The 15,243-nt window shown below is 67.5% G+C and carries 21 protein-coding genes; 5 read left to right on the forward strand and 16 right to left on the reverse strand.

Annotation, left to right across the window (positions count from 1 at the left end):
* Positions 1-364: 364 nt before the first annotated feature.
* Positions 365-1,003 (reverse strand): potassium channel family protein, encoded by a 639-nt coding sequence (locus ACFOW8_RS20780; RefSeq protein WP_378553177.1) that lies wholly within the window; start codon positions 1,001-1,003, stop codon positions 365-367.
* Positions 1,004-1,043: 40 nt separating this feature from the next.
* Complete coding sequence (locus ACFOW8_RS20785; protein ID WP_378552710.1) at positions 1,044-2,423, reverse strand: TrkH family potassium uptake protein; 1,380 nt, start codon at positions 2,421-2,423, stop codon at positions 1,044-1,046.
* Positions 2,424-2,554: 131 nt separating this feature from the next.
* Between ACFOW8_RS20785 and ACFOW8_RS20790 the strand changes: the two genes are divergently transcribed.
* Both ACFOW8_RS20790 and ACFOW8_RS20795 read left to right on the forward strand, forming a co-directional pair.
* The gene (locus ACFOW8_RS20790; protein WP_378552711.1) at positions 2,555-2,713 is read left to right on the forward strand and encodes a hypothetical protein; all 159 of its coding nucleotides are present in this window, start codon (positions 2,555-2,557) and stop codon (positions 2,711-2,713) included.
* A 52-nt stretch (positions 2,714-2,765) separates the two neighbouring features.
* The gene (locus ACFOW8_RS20795; protein WP_378552712.1) at positions 2,766-3,221 is read left to right on the forward strand and encodes a hypothetical protein; all 456 of its coding nucleotides are present in this window, start codon (positions 2,766-2,768) and stop codon (positions 3,219-3,221) included.
* Positions 3,222-3,342: 121 nt separating this feature from the next.
* Here ACFOW8_RS20795 and ACFOW8_RS20800 read toward each other — a convergent pair whose 3' ends face one another.
* From ACFOW8_RS20800 to ACFOW8_RS20815, 4 genes are all read right to left on the reverse strand, one after another.
* Positions 3,343-3,975, reverse strand: a complete 633-nt coding sequence (locus ACFOW8_RS20800) for an MspA family porin (RefSeq protein ID WP_378553179.1) — start codon at positions 3,973-3,975, stop codon at positions 3,343-3,345.
* Positions 3,976-4,038: 63 nt separating this feature from the next.
* Entirely contained in the window at positions 4,039-4,707 is a 669-nt protein-coding gene (locus ACFOW8_RS20805; RefSeq protein ID WP_378552713.1) for an MspA family porin, read from the reverse strand.
* Positions 4,708-4,965: 258 nt separating this feature from the next.
* Complete coding sequence (locus ACFOW8_RS20810; RefSeq protein ID WP_378552715.1) at positions 4,966-5,553, reverse strand: GNAT family N-acetyltransferase; 588 nt, start codon at positions 5,551-5,553, stop codon at positions 4,966-4,968.
* Complete coding sequence (locus tag ACFOW8_RS20815; protein ID WP_378552717.1) at positions 5,550-6,158, reverse strand: TetR/AcrR family transcriptional regulator; 609 nt, start codon at positions 6,156-6,158, stop codon at positions 5,550-5,552. The genes ACFOW8_RS20810 and ACFOW8_RS20815 overlap by 4 nt, the downstream gene beginning before the upstream one ends.
* 371 nt (positions 6,159-6,529) lie before the next feature.
* On the opposite strand from ACFOW8_RS20815, the gene ACFOW8_RS20820 reads away from it, so the two are divergent.
* The 3 genes from ACFOW8_RS20820 to ACFOW8_RS20830 all read left to right on the forward strand — a co-directional run bounded on the left by ACFOW8_RS20820 (position 6,530) and on the right by ACFOW8_RS20830 (position 7,984).
* A complete protein-coding gene (locus ACFOW8_RS20820) occupies positions 6,530-6,838 on the forward strand; it encodes a hypothetical protein (protein WP_378552719.1) in 309 nt (102 codons plus the stop codon).
* Entirely contained in the window at positions 6,835-7,032 is a 198-nt protein-coding gene (locus ACFOW8_RS20825) for a hypothetical protein (RefSeq protein ID WP_378552721.1), read from the forward strand. Before ACFOW8_RS20820 ends, ACFOW8_RS20825 begins: the two co-directional genes overlap by 4 nt.
* A gap of 238 nt (positions 7,033-7,270) precedes the next feature.
* Entirely contained in the window at positions 7,271-7,984 is a 714-nt protein-coding gene (locus tag ACFOW8_RS20830) for a tyrosine-type recombinase/integrase (RefSeq protein WP_378552722.1), read from the forward strand.
* Positions 7,985-7,986: 2 nt separating this feature from the next.
* On the opposite strand, the gene ACFOW8_RS20835 is transcribed toward ACFOW8_RS20830, so the two are convergent.
* From ACFOW8_RS20835 to ACFOW8_RS20880, 10 genes are all read right to left on the reverse strand, one after another.
* Entirely contained in the window at positions 7,987-8,370 is a 384-nt protein-coding gene (locus tag ACFOW8_RS20835; RefSeq protein WP_378552723.1) for a hypothetical protein, read from the reverse strand.
* Between the two features lie 14 nt (positions 8,371-8,384).
* Positions 8,385-8,921 carry a DUF3558 domain-containing protein gene (locus ACFOW8_RS20840; RefSeq protein ID WP_378552724.1) on the reverse strand — a complete coding sequence of 179 codons (537 nt, stop codon included), beginning with the start codon at positions 8,919-8,921 and terminating at the stop codon, positions 8,385-8,387.
* 56 nt (positions 8,922-8,977) lie between these two features.
* Positions 8,978-9,562 (reverse strand): hypothetical protein, encoded by a 585-nt coding sequence (locus ACFOW8_RS20845; RefSeq protein WP_378552725.1) that lies wholly within the window; start codon positions 9,560-9,562, stop codon positions 8,978-8,980.
* A gap of 9 nt (positions 9,563-9,571) precedes the next feature.
* Complete coding sequence (locus ACFOW8_RS20850) at positions 9,572-10,900, reverse strand: hypothetical protein (RefSeq protein WP_378552726.1); 1,329 nt, start codon at positions 10,898-10,900, stop codon at positions 9,572-9,574.
* Positions 10,901-10,925: 25 nt separating this feature from the next.
* Positions 10,926-13,325 (reverse strand): hypothetical protein, encoded by a 2,400-nt coding sequence (locus tag ACFOW8_RS20855; protein ID WP_378552728.1) that lies wholly within the window; start codon positions 13,323-13,325, stop codon positions 10,926-10,928.
* Positions 13,326-13,453: 128 nt separating this feature from the next.
* On the reverse strand, positions 13,454-13,714 hold the full coding sequence (locus ACFOW8_RS20860) for a hypothetical protein (RefSeq protein ID WP_378552730.1): 261 nt from the start codon (positions 13,712-13,714) through the stop codon (positions 13,454-13,456).
* A gap of 37 nt (positions 13,715-13,751) precedes the next feature.
* Positions 13,752-14,120, reverse strand: coding sequence for a hypothetical protein (locus tag ACFOW8_RS20865; protein WP_378552732.1), 369 nt, complete (start codon positions 14,118-14,120; stop codon positions 13,752-13,754).
* The gene (locus ACFOW8_RS20870; protein WP_378552734.1) at positions 14,117-14,527 is read right to left on the reverse strand and encodes a hypothetical protein; all 411 of its coding nucleotides are present in this window, start codon (positions 14,525-14,527) and stop codon (positions 14,117-14,119) included. Before ACFOW8_RS20870 ends, ACFOW8_RS20865 begins: the two co-directional genes overlap by 4 nt.
* Positions 14,528-14,539: 12 nt before the next feature.
* Positions 14,540-14,905 (reverse strand): hypothetical protein, encoded by a 366-nt coding sequence (locus tag ACFOW8_RS20875; protein ID WP_378552735.1) that lies wholly within the window; start codon positions 14,903-14,905, stop codon positions 14,540-14,542.
* Positions 14,902-15,243, reverse strand: a complete 342-nt coding sequence (locus ACFOW8_RS20880) for a head-tail connector protein (RefSeq protein ID WP_378552736.1) — start codon at positions 15,241-15,243, stop codon at positions 14,902-14,904. Before ACFOW8_RS20880 ends, ACFOW8_RS20875 begins: the two co-directional genes overlap by 4 nt.

Below are 15,243 nucleotides of genomic sequence, written 5' to 3' on the forward strand. Positions count from 1 at the left end.
ACGCTGTCGGGGTCGGACGCTCGATGGCGGTCCGCGCGTCGCACGGCGCTCCACAGCTGGCTGCGGGGAGACCACGCGCTGTTCGGGGCGGGCGGAGGTTGGATACCTCCGGGCTGACCGAACCGCAGGTCTGTTTTTGACCTGATTGCAGAATGGTCACGATGGGTTAATAGAAGGTGAACGGAATCTGAACGGAAGGTGCTGCCGATCTTGGTCGGTTCGCCCCACGGTTGCAGAATCGTTATGTATGCAGGGGGTTTGCCCCGCGAATAACTGTGTCCCGGCTCACAGAAAAAGTTGGCCAAGATCGGGTTTCGTGCGCGTTTGCGCAGCTCCAGCGGGTCCGAGCGGTCCGGATTCGCCGTTACACGAGATCGGCGAAAGACTCCACACAGACGATGCTGCCCGAGACGATCAGCTCGTCACCGGCCATCACGACAGTCTCGGGTGTGGCGTAGGTGAACTCACCACCGCGCCGCTTGATCGCGACGACCGTCACGGCGAAGTTCTCCCGCAGACCACTCTGGGTGAGCGTCATCCCGATCGCCGCGCGCGGGGCGGTGGTACGCACCATGGCGAAGTCGTCGTCGAACTCGATGTAGTCGAGCATGCGGCCGGTCACCAGATGGGCGATGCGCTCGCCCATGTCGAACTCCGGCAGTACCACGTGGTGCGCGCCGATGCGCTCGAGGATGCGGCCGTGCTGGCGGCTGGTGGCCTTGGCCCAGATGCGCGGGATACGGAAGTCGACGAGCAGCGAGGTGGTGAGGATGCTCGCCTCGAGATCGGTGCCGATGGCGACCACCGCGTGCGGGAAGTCCCGGACACCGAGCTGTTCGAGCGCCGCCACGTCGGTGGTGTCGGCGACCGCGACGTGGGTGATCTCGTCGGCGTAGTTCTGTACCAGACGCGGGTCGGAGTCGATGGCCAGCACCTCCGAGCCGTGCACGACCAGTTCCTTGGCCAGTGAGCCGCCGAACCGGCCGAGACCGATGACGACCACGCGGGTGGTCGGATGCTTGGGCGCCTTGGTGAACGGTGTCCTAGCCAACGATGGGTCGCTCCTCCGGTAGCTCGTAACGGCGTTCGTGCTCGCGCAGGGCGAGCGCGGACGCCAGGGTGATCGGTCCGACGCGGCCGATGAACATCAGGCCGATCAACAGCAGGTGGCCCGAGGTCGGCAGGTCGGCGGTGATCCCGGTGGACAAGCCTACGGTGCCGAACGCCGAGGTCACCTCGAACAACACGTCGTCGAGCGGCAGGTGCGACAGCCGCAGCAGCGCCATCGTGGCGATCAGCACGACCCCGAGACTCAGCAGCGTGACGGTGATCGCCTGCCGCTGCACGGTCGCCGCCAGCCGCCTGCCCATCACATGCACGGTCGGCTGGCCGCGCACCTCGGCGTATACGACGAACGCGAGCAACGCGAAGGTCGTGACCTTGATGCCACCCGCGGTGCCTGCGCTGCCGCCGCCGATGAACATCAACGCATCGTTGACGAGCAGGGTCGTCGGATGCAGTGCGCCGACGTCGAGGGAGTTGAACCCCGCCGTGCGCGGCGACGCGCCGTGGAACATCCCGGCGAGCAGCCGACCGGGGACACTCAGGGCGCCGAGCGTATTCGGGTTGGACCATTCCAGGGCGGTCACCAGCACCACACCCACCGCGAGCAGTCCGCCGTAGGTGAGCACGGTGATCTTCGTGTGCAGCGACCACCCCGGCACCCGGACACCGCGCACCCGAGAACGGATCGCCCGCGACACCTCGAACACCACCGGGAATCCGATGCCGCCGAGGACGAACGCGATCATGATCGGTGCGATGATCCAGACGTCGGTGGCGTGGCCGACGAGGCTGTCGGCACTGAGCCCGAAACCGGCGTTGTTGTAGGCCGAGATCGCGTGGAAGACACCCCAGTACAGTGCCGAGCCGAACGAATCGGTGGTGGTCGCCAGCCGCCGCGCGGTGAGCGCCGCGGCGGCGAGCACCTCGATGCACAGGCTCATCGCGAGGACCCCGATCACCACCCGCCTGGTCTCGCCGAGTCGCAGGGTCTTGGTCTCGGTCTGGGCGATGAGCTGCATCCGCAACCCCATCCGGCGCGCGACGAGCAGACCGAGCAGCGAGGCCGCGGTCATGATGCCGAGCCCGCCGATCTGGATCAGCGCGAGCACGACCCCCTCGCCGAACGCCGACCAGTGCGTAGCGGTATCCACCACGACGAGCCCGGTCACGCAGACCGCGGAGGTGGAGGTGAACAGTGCCGTCACCGGATCGGTCCAGGTCCCCGACTCCGAGGAGACCGGCAGCATCAGCAGCAGCATGCCGAGGAGATTGACCGCACCGAATCCGGTCACCATCAGCCGAGCCGGATGTCCGAGCGGCCCGAGCCGGCGCACCATCGGCAGCGCGGTACGCGCCATGGGTCACCTCCTCCTGCCTGGCCCCGCCCGGTGCGATCGGCCCGCCGCGGAGTCTATCCGCGTCCGCGCCGCCGAAGCCGCACCGCACGGCCCGCAAGGCGGTCCTCGACATCGACACCACCCGTGGCCCGGTGCGGTTCTTCTACGCGCCGCCCTACACGATCCGGTCCGCGGGTGCGACCGGGTTCCAGCCGCCCGATCGGGCAGGACTCGGTGCGGCGATCGTCATCATGGCGCTCGCCGTATTGATCCCGATGGTCCTCATCTGTGCGGCGGTGCTGCTGGGCTGACGCCGGGCGATCGGCCACGGCGGCAACCGGAATCGGCCATAGGATGGCCGGGATGTTCGACCTCGCTGTTCCGATGCTCGCCGGACTGGCCGCCGTCACGGTCGCCGGATTCGTGTGCGGGCTGGCCTATCACCACATCCTGGTGCCGGTGAACGAGGCGCTGCGCAGCCATGGCGGCCCCGGTTATACCGCTCGTCGCCCGGCGCTGGCCGTCGCGCACACCTGTGCACTGGCCCATGACCCCATGGCCTGCCCGTGCCCGCCGCGCAGGCAGCGCACGATTGTCGAGTACCAGGGTGTGGACTGGTCGCGGCGGCGGCACCCGGTTCCCGGCCGTTACCCGCTCGGCGCCGAGCTGTCGGTGCGGGTGCGGTACGCCGGTAACCGTCCCTATCCGCTCACGCGGATCACGGTGCTCCGCAGTGCGATTCGGGGTGCCGCCGCGGGGGTGGGTTTCGGTCTGGTCTTCATCGTGCTGCTGATCGCTGTGCTGGTGTCCCAGAGCTGACATCCGTCGGACGGCCGGAACAGTGTGGGCGGTACCAGCTCTGACCGAGGGCGGGATCCGGTGATGACGGAGTGAACGGATCCCGCCGATCGAGACGGCCCAGGTGCGGCCGAGCTGAGGGTCAGCCCAGGCTGAAGGGCTGGCCCCAGAGGGTGACGACGGTCCTGATGGTCTCGGTCTGCACCTTGACCTTGACGAACGCGCGCGCCTGCGCGTAGCCGGCGCAGCCGGACAGCCCGATTGTCGAATCCGCCCAGGTGACACTGGCTTCGGAGCCCTTGAACGAGTTGGCCGAGCTGTGTGACTCGTCGCCGTAGTCGTTGGCCGATTCCCGGTCGAGGATGACGAACGAGGTCGCCTCACCCGGTCCGAGACTCAGGTTGCCGCCGCTGGTGAGCCCGCCCGAAGCGTTGCCCTCCCAATCGGTCTTGCCAGATGCGCCGCCGTCGACACCGCCGCCGGCGATATCGACCTGGCAGCCCACCACGTATCCGGGCTGGATCGACCCCTTCTTGATCCCACCGGCGACCTGAACCTCGGCCCGGCCGGAGACCCACGCATTGCGGTGGACCGGGGTGGCGCCCATCGACGGGCTGATGGTGGCGGACTCGCCGACGAGCCGGACCGTCACCACGGTGCCGTCACCGAGCGTGCGGCTGATCTCCCCGCCGGGCAGCGGGACGAACGTGTCGGCGTGCGCGGCACCGGTCGAGAGCAGACCCACGGTGGTGACAGCGGTGGCCAGCCAGGGCATGACTTTGCGGATGATCACGAAAAGACTTCCTTCAGAAATGGATCGGGCAGGACGGCATTCGGCTCAGCCGATGCTGAACGGGGCGCCGTACAGGGTGGTCTTGGAGTAGTGGTCGCCGATGATCTCGACCACGGAGTAGGCCCGCGCCTGGGCGTAGCCCGCGCAACCCTGGATCTGGATCTCGACATCCTGGTACTCCAGCGAGTACACCCCGGCCCGCAGAATGTCCATCGCGTCGATGGCGACGAACTTCACCTCACCCGGCCCGAGCTTCAGGCCGACCGAGCCGCCCGCGTTCACGCCGCCGGTGCTGATGCCGCCGGAGACACCCGCGGAGATGGCGTTGTCGGCGATGCTGACCTGGCAGCCGACGATATAGCCCGTATTGACCTGCGACGCACCGTGTGTCGAGGAGTTGTTGGTGCCAGGGTTGTTGTTCGGGCCGCGGTACGGGCCCGGCTCACCCTCGGGTGTCTGGGTGACGTCGGCGGTGACCGTGCCGGTCACCCACACGGTGCGCCCGGCGCCATTGGCCGCCAACGAGGGTGAAATCAGGGCGCTCTCGGCGGTGCGCTTCAGCGTCACGCCGGGACCGACGCGCTCACCGTCGGGCAGCGGAACGAAGGCGTCGGCGTGCGCGGCGCCGGGCGAGAGCAGGCCGAGCGTCATGGCGGCGCCGACACACGCGGCCCCGCCACCGCGACGCAGTCCGACAGCACGAAAGAGACTCATAATTCCTCATCTTCATCAGGTTCGGCCGGGCACCCGCCCGGCGCATGATAACGATAATCGTTGTCATTAATGCGGATGAGGCGGGTCTGCTCTCGCGCTGTCGCTCGGTGGCGACCGAAGTCGTGTGCGCGTTGTCCCGCGGGCCGTCGCGTCGACCTGCGCCTCGACCCGATCGAGAAGTGCCGCCGCGACACCAGGCACACCGACCGGTGAACCTCGATCGGCTGATCCGTGGGTACGACGATGGCGACCCGTCAGCTACCTGACGCGGGACATCGATACGTACGCGGAGAACCCGGCACGGGCGGCGAACCACACTGGGCGAGTGCTGGATTCGTGGAATCCGAGCTTCCGGTAGAGACCGAGGGCTGGTGCGTTCGTGTCTTTGATGTCGCGAAGCACGAATTCGTCGTAGGGCAGCTGCAGTAGGTACTCCATCAACGCTGTCGCGACGCCCTTGCCCTGGTGCTGCGGTGCGGTGGTGACGAAGCCGATCTCGGCCAGGCCGGGACGCGCGTCGGCGTACGCGCCGAGGAACTGACTTCGCACGATGTAGTAGCTGATCAGGCCGTGCACCCTACCGAGTCCGCGCTGCATCGCTCGACGGTCGGGCTCGAAGCACTCCTGGCTGCCCTCGGTGACGCACGCGATCGCGGCGGGTTCCCCGTCGACCAGCGCCACGTAGAAGCGCTCGAGGATGAGCATGTGCTCGAATGCGTCAGCGAGAGCCCGTTGGTCCTTCGAGAAGTACTCGAAGTCCTCGGCGAACCCTTGCACCAGGACCTCGGTGATTCGCCGGCGGTATCCCTCGCCCAGTGCGTCGCCGCGCGTGATCTCGATGGTCATGAAGCTCCTTGTCGTCTCAGCAGGCGAAGCACCAGGTCGACGCCTGTCTCGGTCGTCGCGTCCGGGATGACTGTTCGCATGGCGGCGATACCGGACAGCATCGCGAAGTAGTAGGCCGTCAGCTGGGCAGGTTCGCCGTCCTCGAACTGACCGGCCAGTTGACCGCGACGCACGAGCGCCGCGAAGGCGTCCCACAGCGGGCGCTGGGCGGTCGCCAGCCGCTCCGCGGTGCCGGCCGGGGTGTCCGTCAGAAACCCCTGGTTGATAACCAGGACGAACTCGGCCTCGCCGTTCCCGTTCGCGAGGTCGGTCAGGAAGACGCAGGTGAAATCACGCACCAGGGTGAGCGGATCCGCGTCGCTCGAGAGCGCGGCAGATGCTGCGACAAGACCCGACGTCGCCTGATCGAGCAGTGCGTCGAACAGTGCTTCCTTGCTCGCGTAGTGGCGGTAGATCGACCCCGTGCTGAGGCCGGCCGCTTCCGCGATATGCCTGATGCTCGACGCGGCGAATCCTCGATTCGCGAAGACGCGGACGGCCGCGCGCTCGATGGTCTCGCGCGTCGCGTCGCGCATCGCCGCGTTCTGCTCCGGTGTTCTCGTCAACTCGGCTCCAATAGAATGAACTTCTGTTCATTATACGGCCTCAGGTGGTGTCGCGCGCGACGCTGGAGTGTGAGGGAACCAGGAGGGCGGGGATCGCCGAACGGCACTACAACGTGTCGCCGGACTCATCGGCCGGGCTGGAACAGGTTTCGGCGCGCCGGGCTGACGAAACTCTTGGTGGCGGCCCGGAATGGCGGGTGGAATGAAAGAAGTCCCTGACCGTATGACCTGGTCAGGGACTTCCTGTTGTGCGCCATCAGGGACTCGAACCCCGAACCCGCTGGTAAGTGCACTACGCACGTGTTGCCGCAGGTCACAGACTTGGACCGGTACCGGTGGCGTAGCGAACAGAAGCGGCTGGAGAAGGTCGCGTGAGCGCGCTGAAGCTGGCCGCCGGGACGCGGTACGGGGATGGAACGCAATACGACGCGTGGAATCGGCCGACGGCCGTTCCCTGGTGCATGGGCGGGTCGGTTACGCACCCGGTGATGGTCGACGGTCGCCGGGTGGGATGGGTCGGCGATATCCGGCGGTGGCGCGGGCATCGGCACGGCGGTCGGCGGTGGTGGGCGTGCTGGCGCGAGGACGGCGACACGCATGCGCGCTGGTCTGAGTTCGAATTCGGCACGCGCCGGGCGGCGCTGGCGGCACTGACCGAGCGAATCGAGGGTGCACGGTGAGCGGCGCCGACGACCTCACGATCACGCGTAGCGACCTAGTGGCTATTCTGCGACTCGCCGAGGCGGCCGGACAGAACTACCTCACCGAGTACGGCGGCGATCACGCGACGCGGCATGTCGCCTATACCGAGCGGTGGGGCTATCTGCTTGGTGCGCTGGGCATTTCGCCGGAGGAGATAGAGCCGCCGCAGTGACCGGCCGTACCACGGCAACGTTGGTGCAGCGTAGGTCCCCTAATCGTGCGATTGGGGGACCCCGCTACGTCGGGGGACCGGTCGGTTCGGTGAGGCTGAGCACATGACCAGACAACGAACCGCCATGCGGCCCGTACCGGTCGCATGGCGCGCGGATATCAACGATTGGCAGGCGGCCCTAGCAGCTGGCGGTGCGCCGAAAACCACTCAGACGACACGGCTTTCACACATTCGACGGATGGCGCGCGGGGTGGGCGCCCGGACCGGTCCGTGGGAAGTCGGCGCCGACGCGCTGATCGGGTGGGCCGGGCGCCAGGACTGGAAACTCGAGACCCGCCGGTGCTTCCGGTCCAGCGCGCTCCAGTTCTACCGATGGGGGATCGAGGCCGGGCGCGCGACCGATAATCCGGCGCTGCGCCTGCCACGGGTGCGGCCCGCCGAGCCGATCGCCCGGCCGACACCCGAACACGCCTACGTCGCGGCGGTGATCGGTGCGCCGCCGCGCGAACGGCTCATGTTGCGACTCGCTGCGGAATGCGGGATGCGTCGGGGTGAAGTCTCCCGCGTCCACAGCGACGACTTGCTCCAGTCGATCGACGGATGGTCGCTGATCGTCCACGGCAAGGGCGGCAAGGACCGGTGCGTTCCGCTGCCGGACTCGCTGGCCGCGGAGCTGCGCGCGCTCGGGGCCGGCTACGCGTTTCCAGGCGCCGATAAGGGTCACTTATCGGCGGCCTGGGTCGGCAAGCTCGTCACTCGCCGGTTGCCCGGCAACTTCACCATGCACACGTTGCGGCACCGGTTCGGCACCCAGGCCTACGCGGTCGACCGCGACATCCTCGCCGTGCAAGCGCTGCTCGGTCACGCCTCACCGGTGACGACTCGTAGGTATGTGCGGGTGCCGGATGCCAGTTTGCGGCGCACTATCGAGGCGGTGCAGCGCATCGCGTAGCGTCAGATGCCCTGAGCGGCGGCGCGGATGGCGGCGGCGCGTTCCTCGTCGACCATCTCGAGTTTGCCGATAGCCGCGGCGAACGTGTCGTGCTGTAGCCAGGCGATGGCGATGTGCTCTTGGAGGCGAGAGACCGCGTTGTCGGTTGGGTCGTCGCCACCGCCGACCGCTTTCTGTTCGAACTTCACGCGGAGCAGCTTGGCAGAGTCCAGACCGCCCCAACCGGACAGGTATCCGAGGCGCTGCGCTTCGCCTACCAGGATTTCGAGGTCTTCGGCGTACTGCTTGGCTGCCTTGCGGATTGCTTCGCCGACACCGGGCTCGATCCGAAGTTCGCCAGACATGGCCTGCCCGGCGAGCGTGAGCCATTTCGTGCGTTCGTCCATCGTTGTCCCCCTTGCTATTTCGGCAGGCTCGGTTCCAGCGCTTCGGCGTGCTTGGTCACGAGGTCGCACAGGTCGCTGATCTGGTCGCCGTATTGGCTCAACTGGCGAGCATCAACGGTGAACATGCCCTGCTCAGCCTTCATCGACAGCCAACAGCCAGGATCGTTACGTTCGGAGGTGAAGAGCGCACGGCGGCCGTTGACGGTGGATTCACGCAGGACGGTCACGCCCTCTTTCGTGGTGAGTTGGTCGAGAGTGCGCGAGGTGGAGAACACCCCGATCGTGTAGTTCGTCGGCGCGTAGCGGTCATCGACTGGTCGCCAGCTGCAGATGCGGAAGGTCGACGGTCCTTCGGGCGGGTCGACGGTTACGCGCTTGGTGGTCGGGTCGAGCCCGGCCGCCAGGAGTGCGGCGTCGCTGAGGCCGGGATCGCGGCAGACGTTGAAGATGTCGGGTTTGGTGGTCGTCGGCTGGGCGGTCTCGCTGGATGTGTCGTTGCATCCGGCCAGTGCCAGGCCGAGGACGGCCAGTGCCACGGCGGCGCGCTTCATCCGGTCCCCTCCCGCGTTGTGTGCCGTCGGTGGGCGAGCCTACCTCGAGCATCCGGCTACGGCGCCGGGCGAAGGTAAGTCATCTTGAACCGGCCGCGCACGGCGCCGCCCCACATGGCGCCGCCTCCGGCGAGGTTGCCGCCGCTGTCCTGGGTGACCAGCAGTCGCAGGATGTTGCCCGCGGCGAGGTTGAGCACTCCGGCGACCTTGCCGATGTTGTCCCAGCTGTTGGCGTTCACGGCGTCGGCCAGGACGGTCCCGGTGCTGCCGGTCGAGTTGAGCGTGATTTTCACGGCGCGGCGTCCGTTGCCGTTGCCTGCCCAGGGCCACATGCATTCGACCAGGTACAGGCCGGGCGCGCGGACAGTGAGCCCGGTCGAGCTGGCTTGGACTTGGCCGCCGGGCAGGGTGTCCCAATCGGTGGCGTTCCACGACACCAGGGTGTCGGCGCCGTTGGCGACGGTGACCGCCGAGGATCGCGATACCGCGGCGGCGGGCAGGGATGAGGCGGGCGGGACGTTGAGCGCGGCCAGCACGTCGTCCACGCGCCCGGCCAGTGCGCCGATGGTCGCGGCGCCGTCGGCGATCGGCTCAGTCGGCAGCGGGTAGGGAATCTGGTACTCGGGGGTGTAGGCGGGCATGTCGGCACCTCACGCGGGGTTGTAGACGGTCGGGTCGTCGAAGTAGCGAAAGTCGGTCCAGCTGACCGACTTTGCCAGCTTGAAATCGTCGGGCCGCTCCCACCACATCCACGAAACCAGTTGGTTCCAGCGCATCGGGGTAACGGCGTTGGTGCGCCAGATGGTCGACAGGCGGGCGGTGATGCGCCAGTGCCCGCCGGTGTGGCGGATGGTCCCGCCGATGATGGCAAAAACGGGGTGGTGGTCGGGGGTCCACGCGGCGAACTGGCTGCCGGACACGTAGGCGGCGGCCTGTGTCTCTCCGGCGAGGGTGAGCGCGCGGGCCTGGGCGACGGTGAGGAACCCGCCGGTGCGCCCGGTGTCGAGGGTCACCGGTGGGTGCCGCGGTGCGGCGCCTTCGTGTTCGGCGCGGGCGAGCACTTCGGCAATCATCGGGTCGATATGGATCCCGTCGTCGATCCAGGAATCGAACGTGAGCGTGCGGCGCCCGTAGGTGTCCCCGGCCGGGATTTCGGCAACGGTCGTCCAATCATTGAATCCGGCCGTCGAGTCTTTCCAGGTGACCTCGCAGCGGGTGAGCACGCTATTCGGTCCGGCCGATAGTGCGGGGTCGTCGGTGGTGGTCGAGCAGCCGGGAAACGCTATCCCGTGGTAGGTGACGCCGTCGTACTGGGTGCTCGTCGGGAACAGGTAGATAGCGTCCCCGGCAATGTAGGTGAAATGCACACCGACCGCGTATGCGCGCCGGAACAAATGTCGGCACACATCTTGGTCGGGCAGATACGAGAAGGTGTCACCCATCGAATAGTAGAACTCTTCGGTGAGCTTGCGGAGGTCGCGGCCGCCGACATCGAGCGGCCAGCAATTTATATTCACGCTGCCGGGGAAGAAATAGAATTCGTCGATTTTCGCCGGTACCGCCATATCGGCTATCCGGTTGGCGCGCACGATCATTGTTTCCTGAGGCCATGTTTCCGGCGCGGCCAGGATGTTGCCGAGGTCGGCGTCTCGCGCGGCCGCGGTGAAGTCGATCACCCATTGGCCGGCCTTTCCGTGCGGCATCGCGGTGGCCGCGGTGACCCGGCCCCGGAAACAGATCTGATCGGCTTCGCCGGGCAGCGACCATCCGATGGTGACTTCCCGGCCGAGGACGGTACGCGCGGAGATCCTGTCGGCCCACGTGCGGGACCGGTCCACGACGGCGAACCCGGCCGTGCCCGGCCTACTGTGGGCCATGTAATCGTCTCGGCCCCAGGTGATTTCGAGGCCGTCGAGGACGACGGGGGTGAAGCCTACAGCGGCGCCGTCGCAGCGTATCCGGTCGCCGTCGACCTCCACCCAGGGCGAGGGTTCGTAACCCATATCAGGCCACCCCCAACCGGAGATCCACGGCCGCGGCGGCGCCGACCGTGCGGTCACGGCCGGTAAGGATGTTCTTGATCTGCTGCCCGACCGCTTGCGGGTCGATCGCACCTTCGACCGTGATGTTGATGTTGGTGATCTGCGGCGGCGCGGTCGATCCGGACGCGAACACGCCACCCAGCGACGGCGCCGCGGCGGTGAGCGACGGGGCCGCGGCACCGAACGTCATCGGCGTCGGCGGCAGGAACCGGAACACCTCAGCGCCGCCGGGGACGCCGACCAGTTGCGGGCCGACCGCGCCACCGAACAGATCCGACAGCCACCCCGGCGGAGACGGGAAACTGATATTCGAGATCGCGTTTATCAGGTTCTGCACGAACCCGATAATGGTATTGATGGCGTCGCCGACGAATCCGATCGCGGTTTTGACCGCGTTGAACGCGCCCTCACCGATCGACTTGAAGGTGTTGAATACGCCGATGGCGGTGTCGATCGCGGCGGAGATCACCGACCCGATCGCGGACATGACCGCCGACGCGACCGCCGAAATTCCGTCCCAGATCGCCGACCACACCGACGCCATGAAATCCCAGTATCCGACGATGGCGGACACCACGGCGGAGATGACCGCGGAGATGACCGCGATATACGTTTTAACGGCGGTGACAATGATATTCCAGATCGCGAGCGCGGTGTCTTTGATCCAATTCCAGGCAGCGACCGCGGCGGCGGCCATCGCCTTCCATATCGTTTGGAACCATGTGGTTTTGGTGGCGATCAAGACAATGACCGCGATCAGCGCAATAACCGCGAGGATCACAATCGCGAGCGGATTGGCGGACATGGCGATATTCCATGCCCACTGAATCGCGGTCGCGATCTTGCCCGCATTCGAGTACAGCAGCATCACTGTGTTGTAGAGCGCTTGCGCGGCCATGGCGGCTTTGACCGCGATAGCGATGCCGAGTATCGCCGGGGCCATGGGGGCGACGGCTACCGCGATCGAGGCCAGCAGCGGCGCCACGGCGGCGAGCACGGTCACCCACGGAGTGAACGCGTTCGCCAGCACGGGGATGATGGGGGCGAGATTCTGGATCACTTGCGACAGGGCCGGAAACACGACTTGGGCCATGTTGGACAGGGCCGGGGATGCTTCGGTGATCGCGGCGCCGACCGCGGCGAACGCGGGCGCCATCGAGCTCGACACGATCGGCCCGAGTTCAGCCATCAGCCCGACCACCGGGCCGAGCACGTTTCCGATGTTGGTGAGCGTTTGCGAGATGGTCGCGAACACGCCCTGGATCTGCTCGGGGGTGATCGCGGCCAGCTTGGCGCCGATCGAGTCCAGGGCGGCACCGGCTTCGGGGCCGAGCCGCGCGAACACCGTGCTCGCGGTCGCACCGAACTGAGTGAGGCCGCCGACCAGATTCGCGATGCCCGGCGACAGCGCCGAGATGAACGAACGCGAGGTCTCGATCATGGTCTGTATGGCGCCGGTCGGCACCGCTTCGGCGATGCGCGAGAACATCGCGCCCATGGTCGAGCCGAGCCCGGCCATCTGCGGCGTGATGGTCGACACCAGGGAGCCGAGCCGCTCGAACGCGGGCACCATCGCCGCTGAAAAACTGTCCACCACAGCGCGTTTCATGCTGTCCATGGCGGTCAGGAACGGCCCCATCCGCTGCCCGACCAGCTTGTCGAGTTCAGCGTTCGCCGCGGCGAATTGCTTGTTGAACTCCGCAGCACCGCGCGAGAGCCCAGAGAATCCGATCTTGGCGGCGATCAGCGCGGGCGCCAGGGTGCCGACCGCGCCACCGATTCCGGCGCCGAGGGCGGCGCCGATCGCGGCACCGGCGGCTATGGCGGTGGTAGCGATCGCCGACAGCGCACCGAGTAGCGGCACCGCGGCAAGGGTGAGCTTGCCCATCGTGCGCCAGAGCCGGGTGATCGCGCCGACCGCCCGGCCGACGGTGCGCAGCACCAGAATCGCGGAGGCGAGCCGACCGAGATCCCGGGCGGCCTTGGCCGCGGCCCGGCCGGTGAGCCGCAACGCGAGCCCCAGTTTCACCAGGGCGGTTCGCAGCGGCGCGGGCAGGATCGCGAACAACGCGGCACCGAGCAGCTTGGCGCGGCGGGCGAGCTTGCCCGCGGCGTTGGCGGCGAAGCGCAGCGCGGCCGACGACGCCAGCGCCTTTCCGGCGAGCACGGACATGGCAGCGCCGCCGTAGCGGGCCACGGTCGAGATCGTGCCGATGTTGCGGGCGACGAACACCGCGGCGACCCCGGCCGCGGTGATGGTGGCGGCCATCCGCTTCGCGGTGTCGGCGGTGCGGCGCATCGCCGACTGTGCGCCGCTGCCGTCGCCGGTGATCCGCACCGCAAGAATTGCTGTGCTCGCCACGTGTCACCTCTTCCGTTTCGCTTCTTCGGCCTGGTCCTGCAGCACCTGCACGGCGGTCGCGATCACCTCGTCCGGCTCGTCCAGCCACCATGACGGCATCGTGTTCGTGGCTACCGCGAGTTCGACTATCAGTCGTTCGACGGTGCCGGGTTCGTAGGGTCCACCGGCTCGTCCTCCTCGAACACCACCGACACCGCGCGCTCACAGAACGCGGTGAAGTCACCGTCGAACAGATCCAGGCGCCGCAGCACGGCATACCCAACGAAATTCTGAAACGTGATCGGGTCATCGGCCGGGCCGTCCCACTTCTGGCGCCGCCGGGTCGAGGCGTAGAGCTGCTGGTCGGCAACGATGGTCGGCAAGTGCTCATGCTCAGTGCCGTCGTCCATCAGAACCGACACGTATGTACGTTGAATTGCCATGTGCTCAAATGCCTTTCACGGTGTCAAGGGTGCGGGTGACGTGCTGCTCATAGCGCGCCACCCACGCGGGTTCGGTGGTTTGCGCCGCCTCGGTGACGAACGGGCGCGCCGGGATCTCGCGGGCAGGCCACCCCCAATGGATGACACCGGCATACGGCAGCGCCGAGGTGACGGCCGCGGTATTCGGCCCCCACACCCCGGCCTGCAGCGAGTTGGCGAGCGTCCCGGTGCGCCGCGGCGCCAGGCCACGCGCCGCGGCCAGGGTGGCGCGGGCGGCGGCGCGGGCCGGTTCCGACAGCTCGCCCATCCGCGCCGCCGCGGCGTCGAGGGTGCGGGCGAGATTGTCGGCACCGTAGACCCGAACCCGGGTCATGGCGTGGTCGTCATGGTCGGATCACCGACCACCGGGAACTCGAAATCGCTTGTCGGGCGGGTCTTCACGTCACCACCGACCGACAGCGGGCGAACCACCACGGTGCCGGTGAAGCTGGACCCGACCGAGGTGGACGGGGTGAACGTGAACGGCTGTTCCGTTCCGGCGTTGTCCCAGGTCCATTTCACGATGCCCGCCGCGGCGAGATCCTGAATCGCGGTGCCCGACAGTTTCCACGTGGTCTTCTGCTCGCCGGGCAGCGTGTCACCACACAGCGTGTACAGGTCATCGTCGGAGTCGAAATCCGGCTCCAGCACGCCGTTGGTGATCTGGCAGGAGAAATCCATTTCGGTGCCGACCGGGCCGATGGTGAGCGTGCCCGGACCCATCTTGTAGCTGTTCGCCATTTGTGTTGCCTCCTAGCAGTTTTCGAGGTTGACAGTCACCCGGAACGCGGGCAGTGGGGCCGGGGCATCGGGCAGGCGCACCGACTCAGCGAGCGAGGTCGGCGCGTCCGGATCGACCACCGACAGCACCGCGGCGAGCATTTCCGACAGCACGCCGAGCGCGTTCGGGATGCCGGTATCGGGCGCGATCAGCCACAGATCCACCGTGACCGTGCCACCGGCCAGAATGTCGTGATCGATCTGCCGCGCCGACACCCACACCGCCGGGGCGTTGATGTTGCGCGGGTCGATCGACGCACGTAACCCGGCATCTTCGGTGATCAGCGCGACCAGCTCGTCCAGCAGTACGGGCAGCGGGGTGCTCATGGGGGTGCTCATGCGACCGTTGGCCTTTCGTAGGCGCCGAGCCCGAGCAGCGCGGCAATGTCGGGATCGTTGCGCGAGACGTAGACCGGGCCGAGCTCGCCGAGGGCTTCAACACCGCTGGGCGAGTTCCGGCGCCGGTAGACGCGGGCGGCGAGCATGACCGCGCCCTGAGCCTGGTCGACCGGCCACCCCGACGCCGCGATCTCGTCGGTGCCGAACCAACGCCAGACAAGGGCGTTGACCGCGGCGACGGCACCGGCGATCAGGTCGTCATCGGTGGTATCGGTGACCCGCAGGTGTGCCTTCACCTGCGCGACGGTGCACGCTTCTGGGTAGGTGGGCGCGGTCAT

It is taken from the genome of Nocardia rhizosphaerae, from assembly GCF_042650365.1.
GTDB classification, from domain to species: domain Bacteria; phylum Actinomycetota; class Actinomycetes; order Mycobacteriales; family Mycobacteriaceae; genus Nocardia; species Nocardia rhizosphaerae.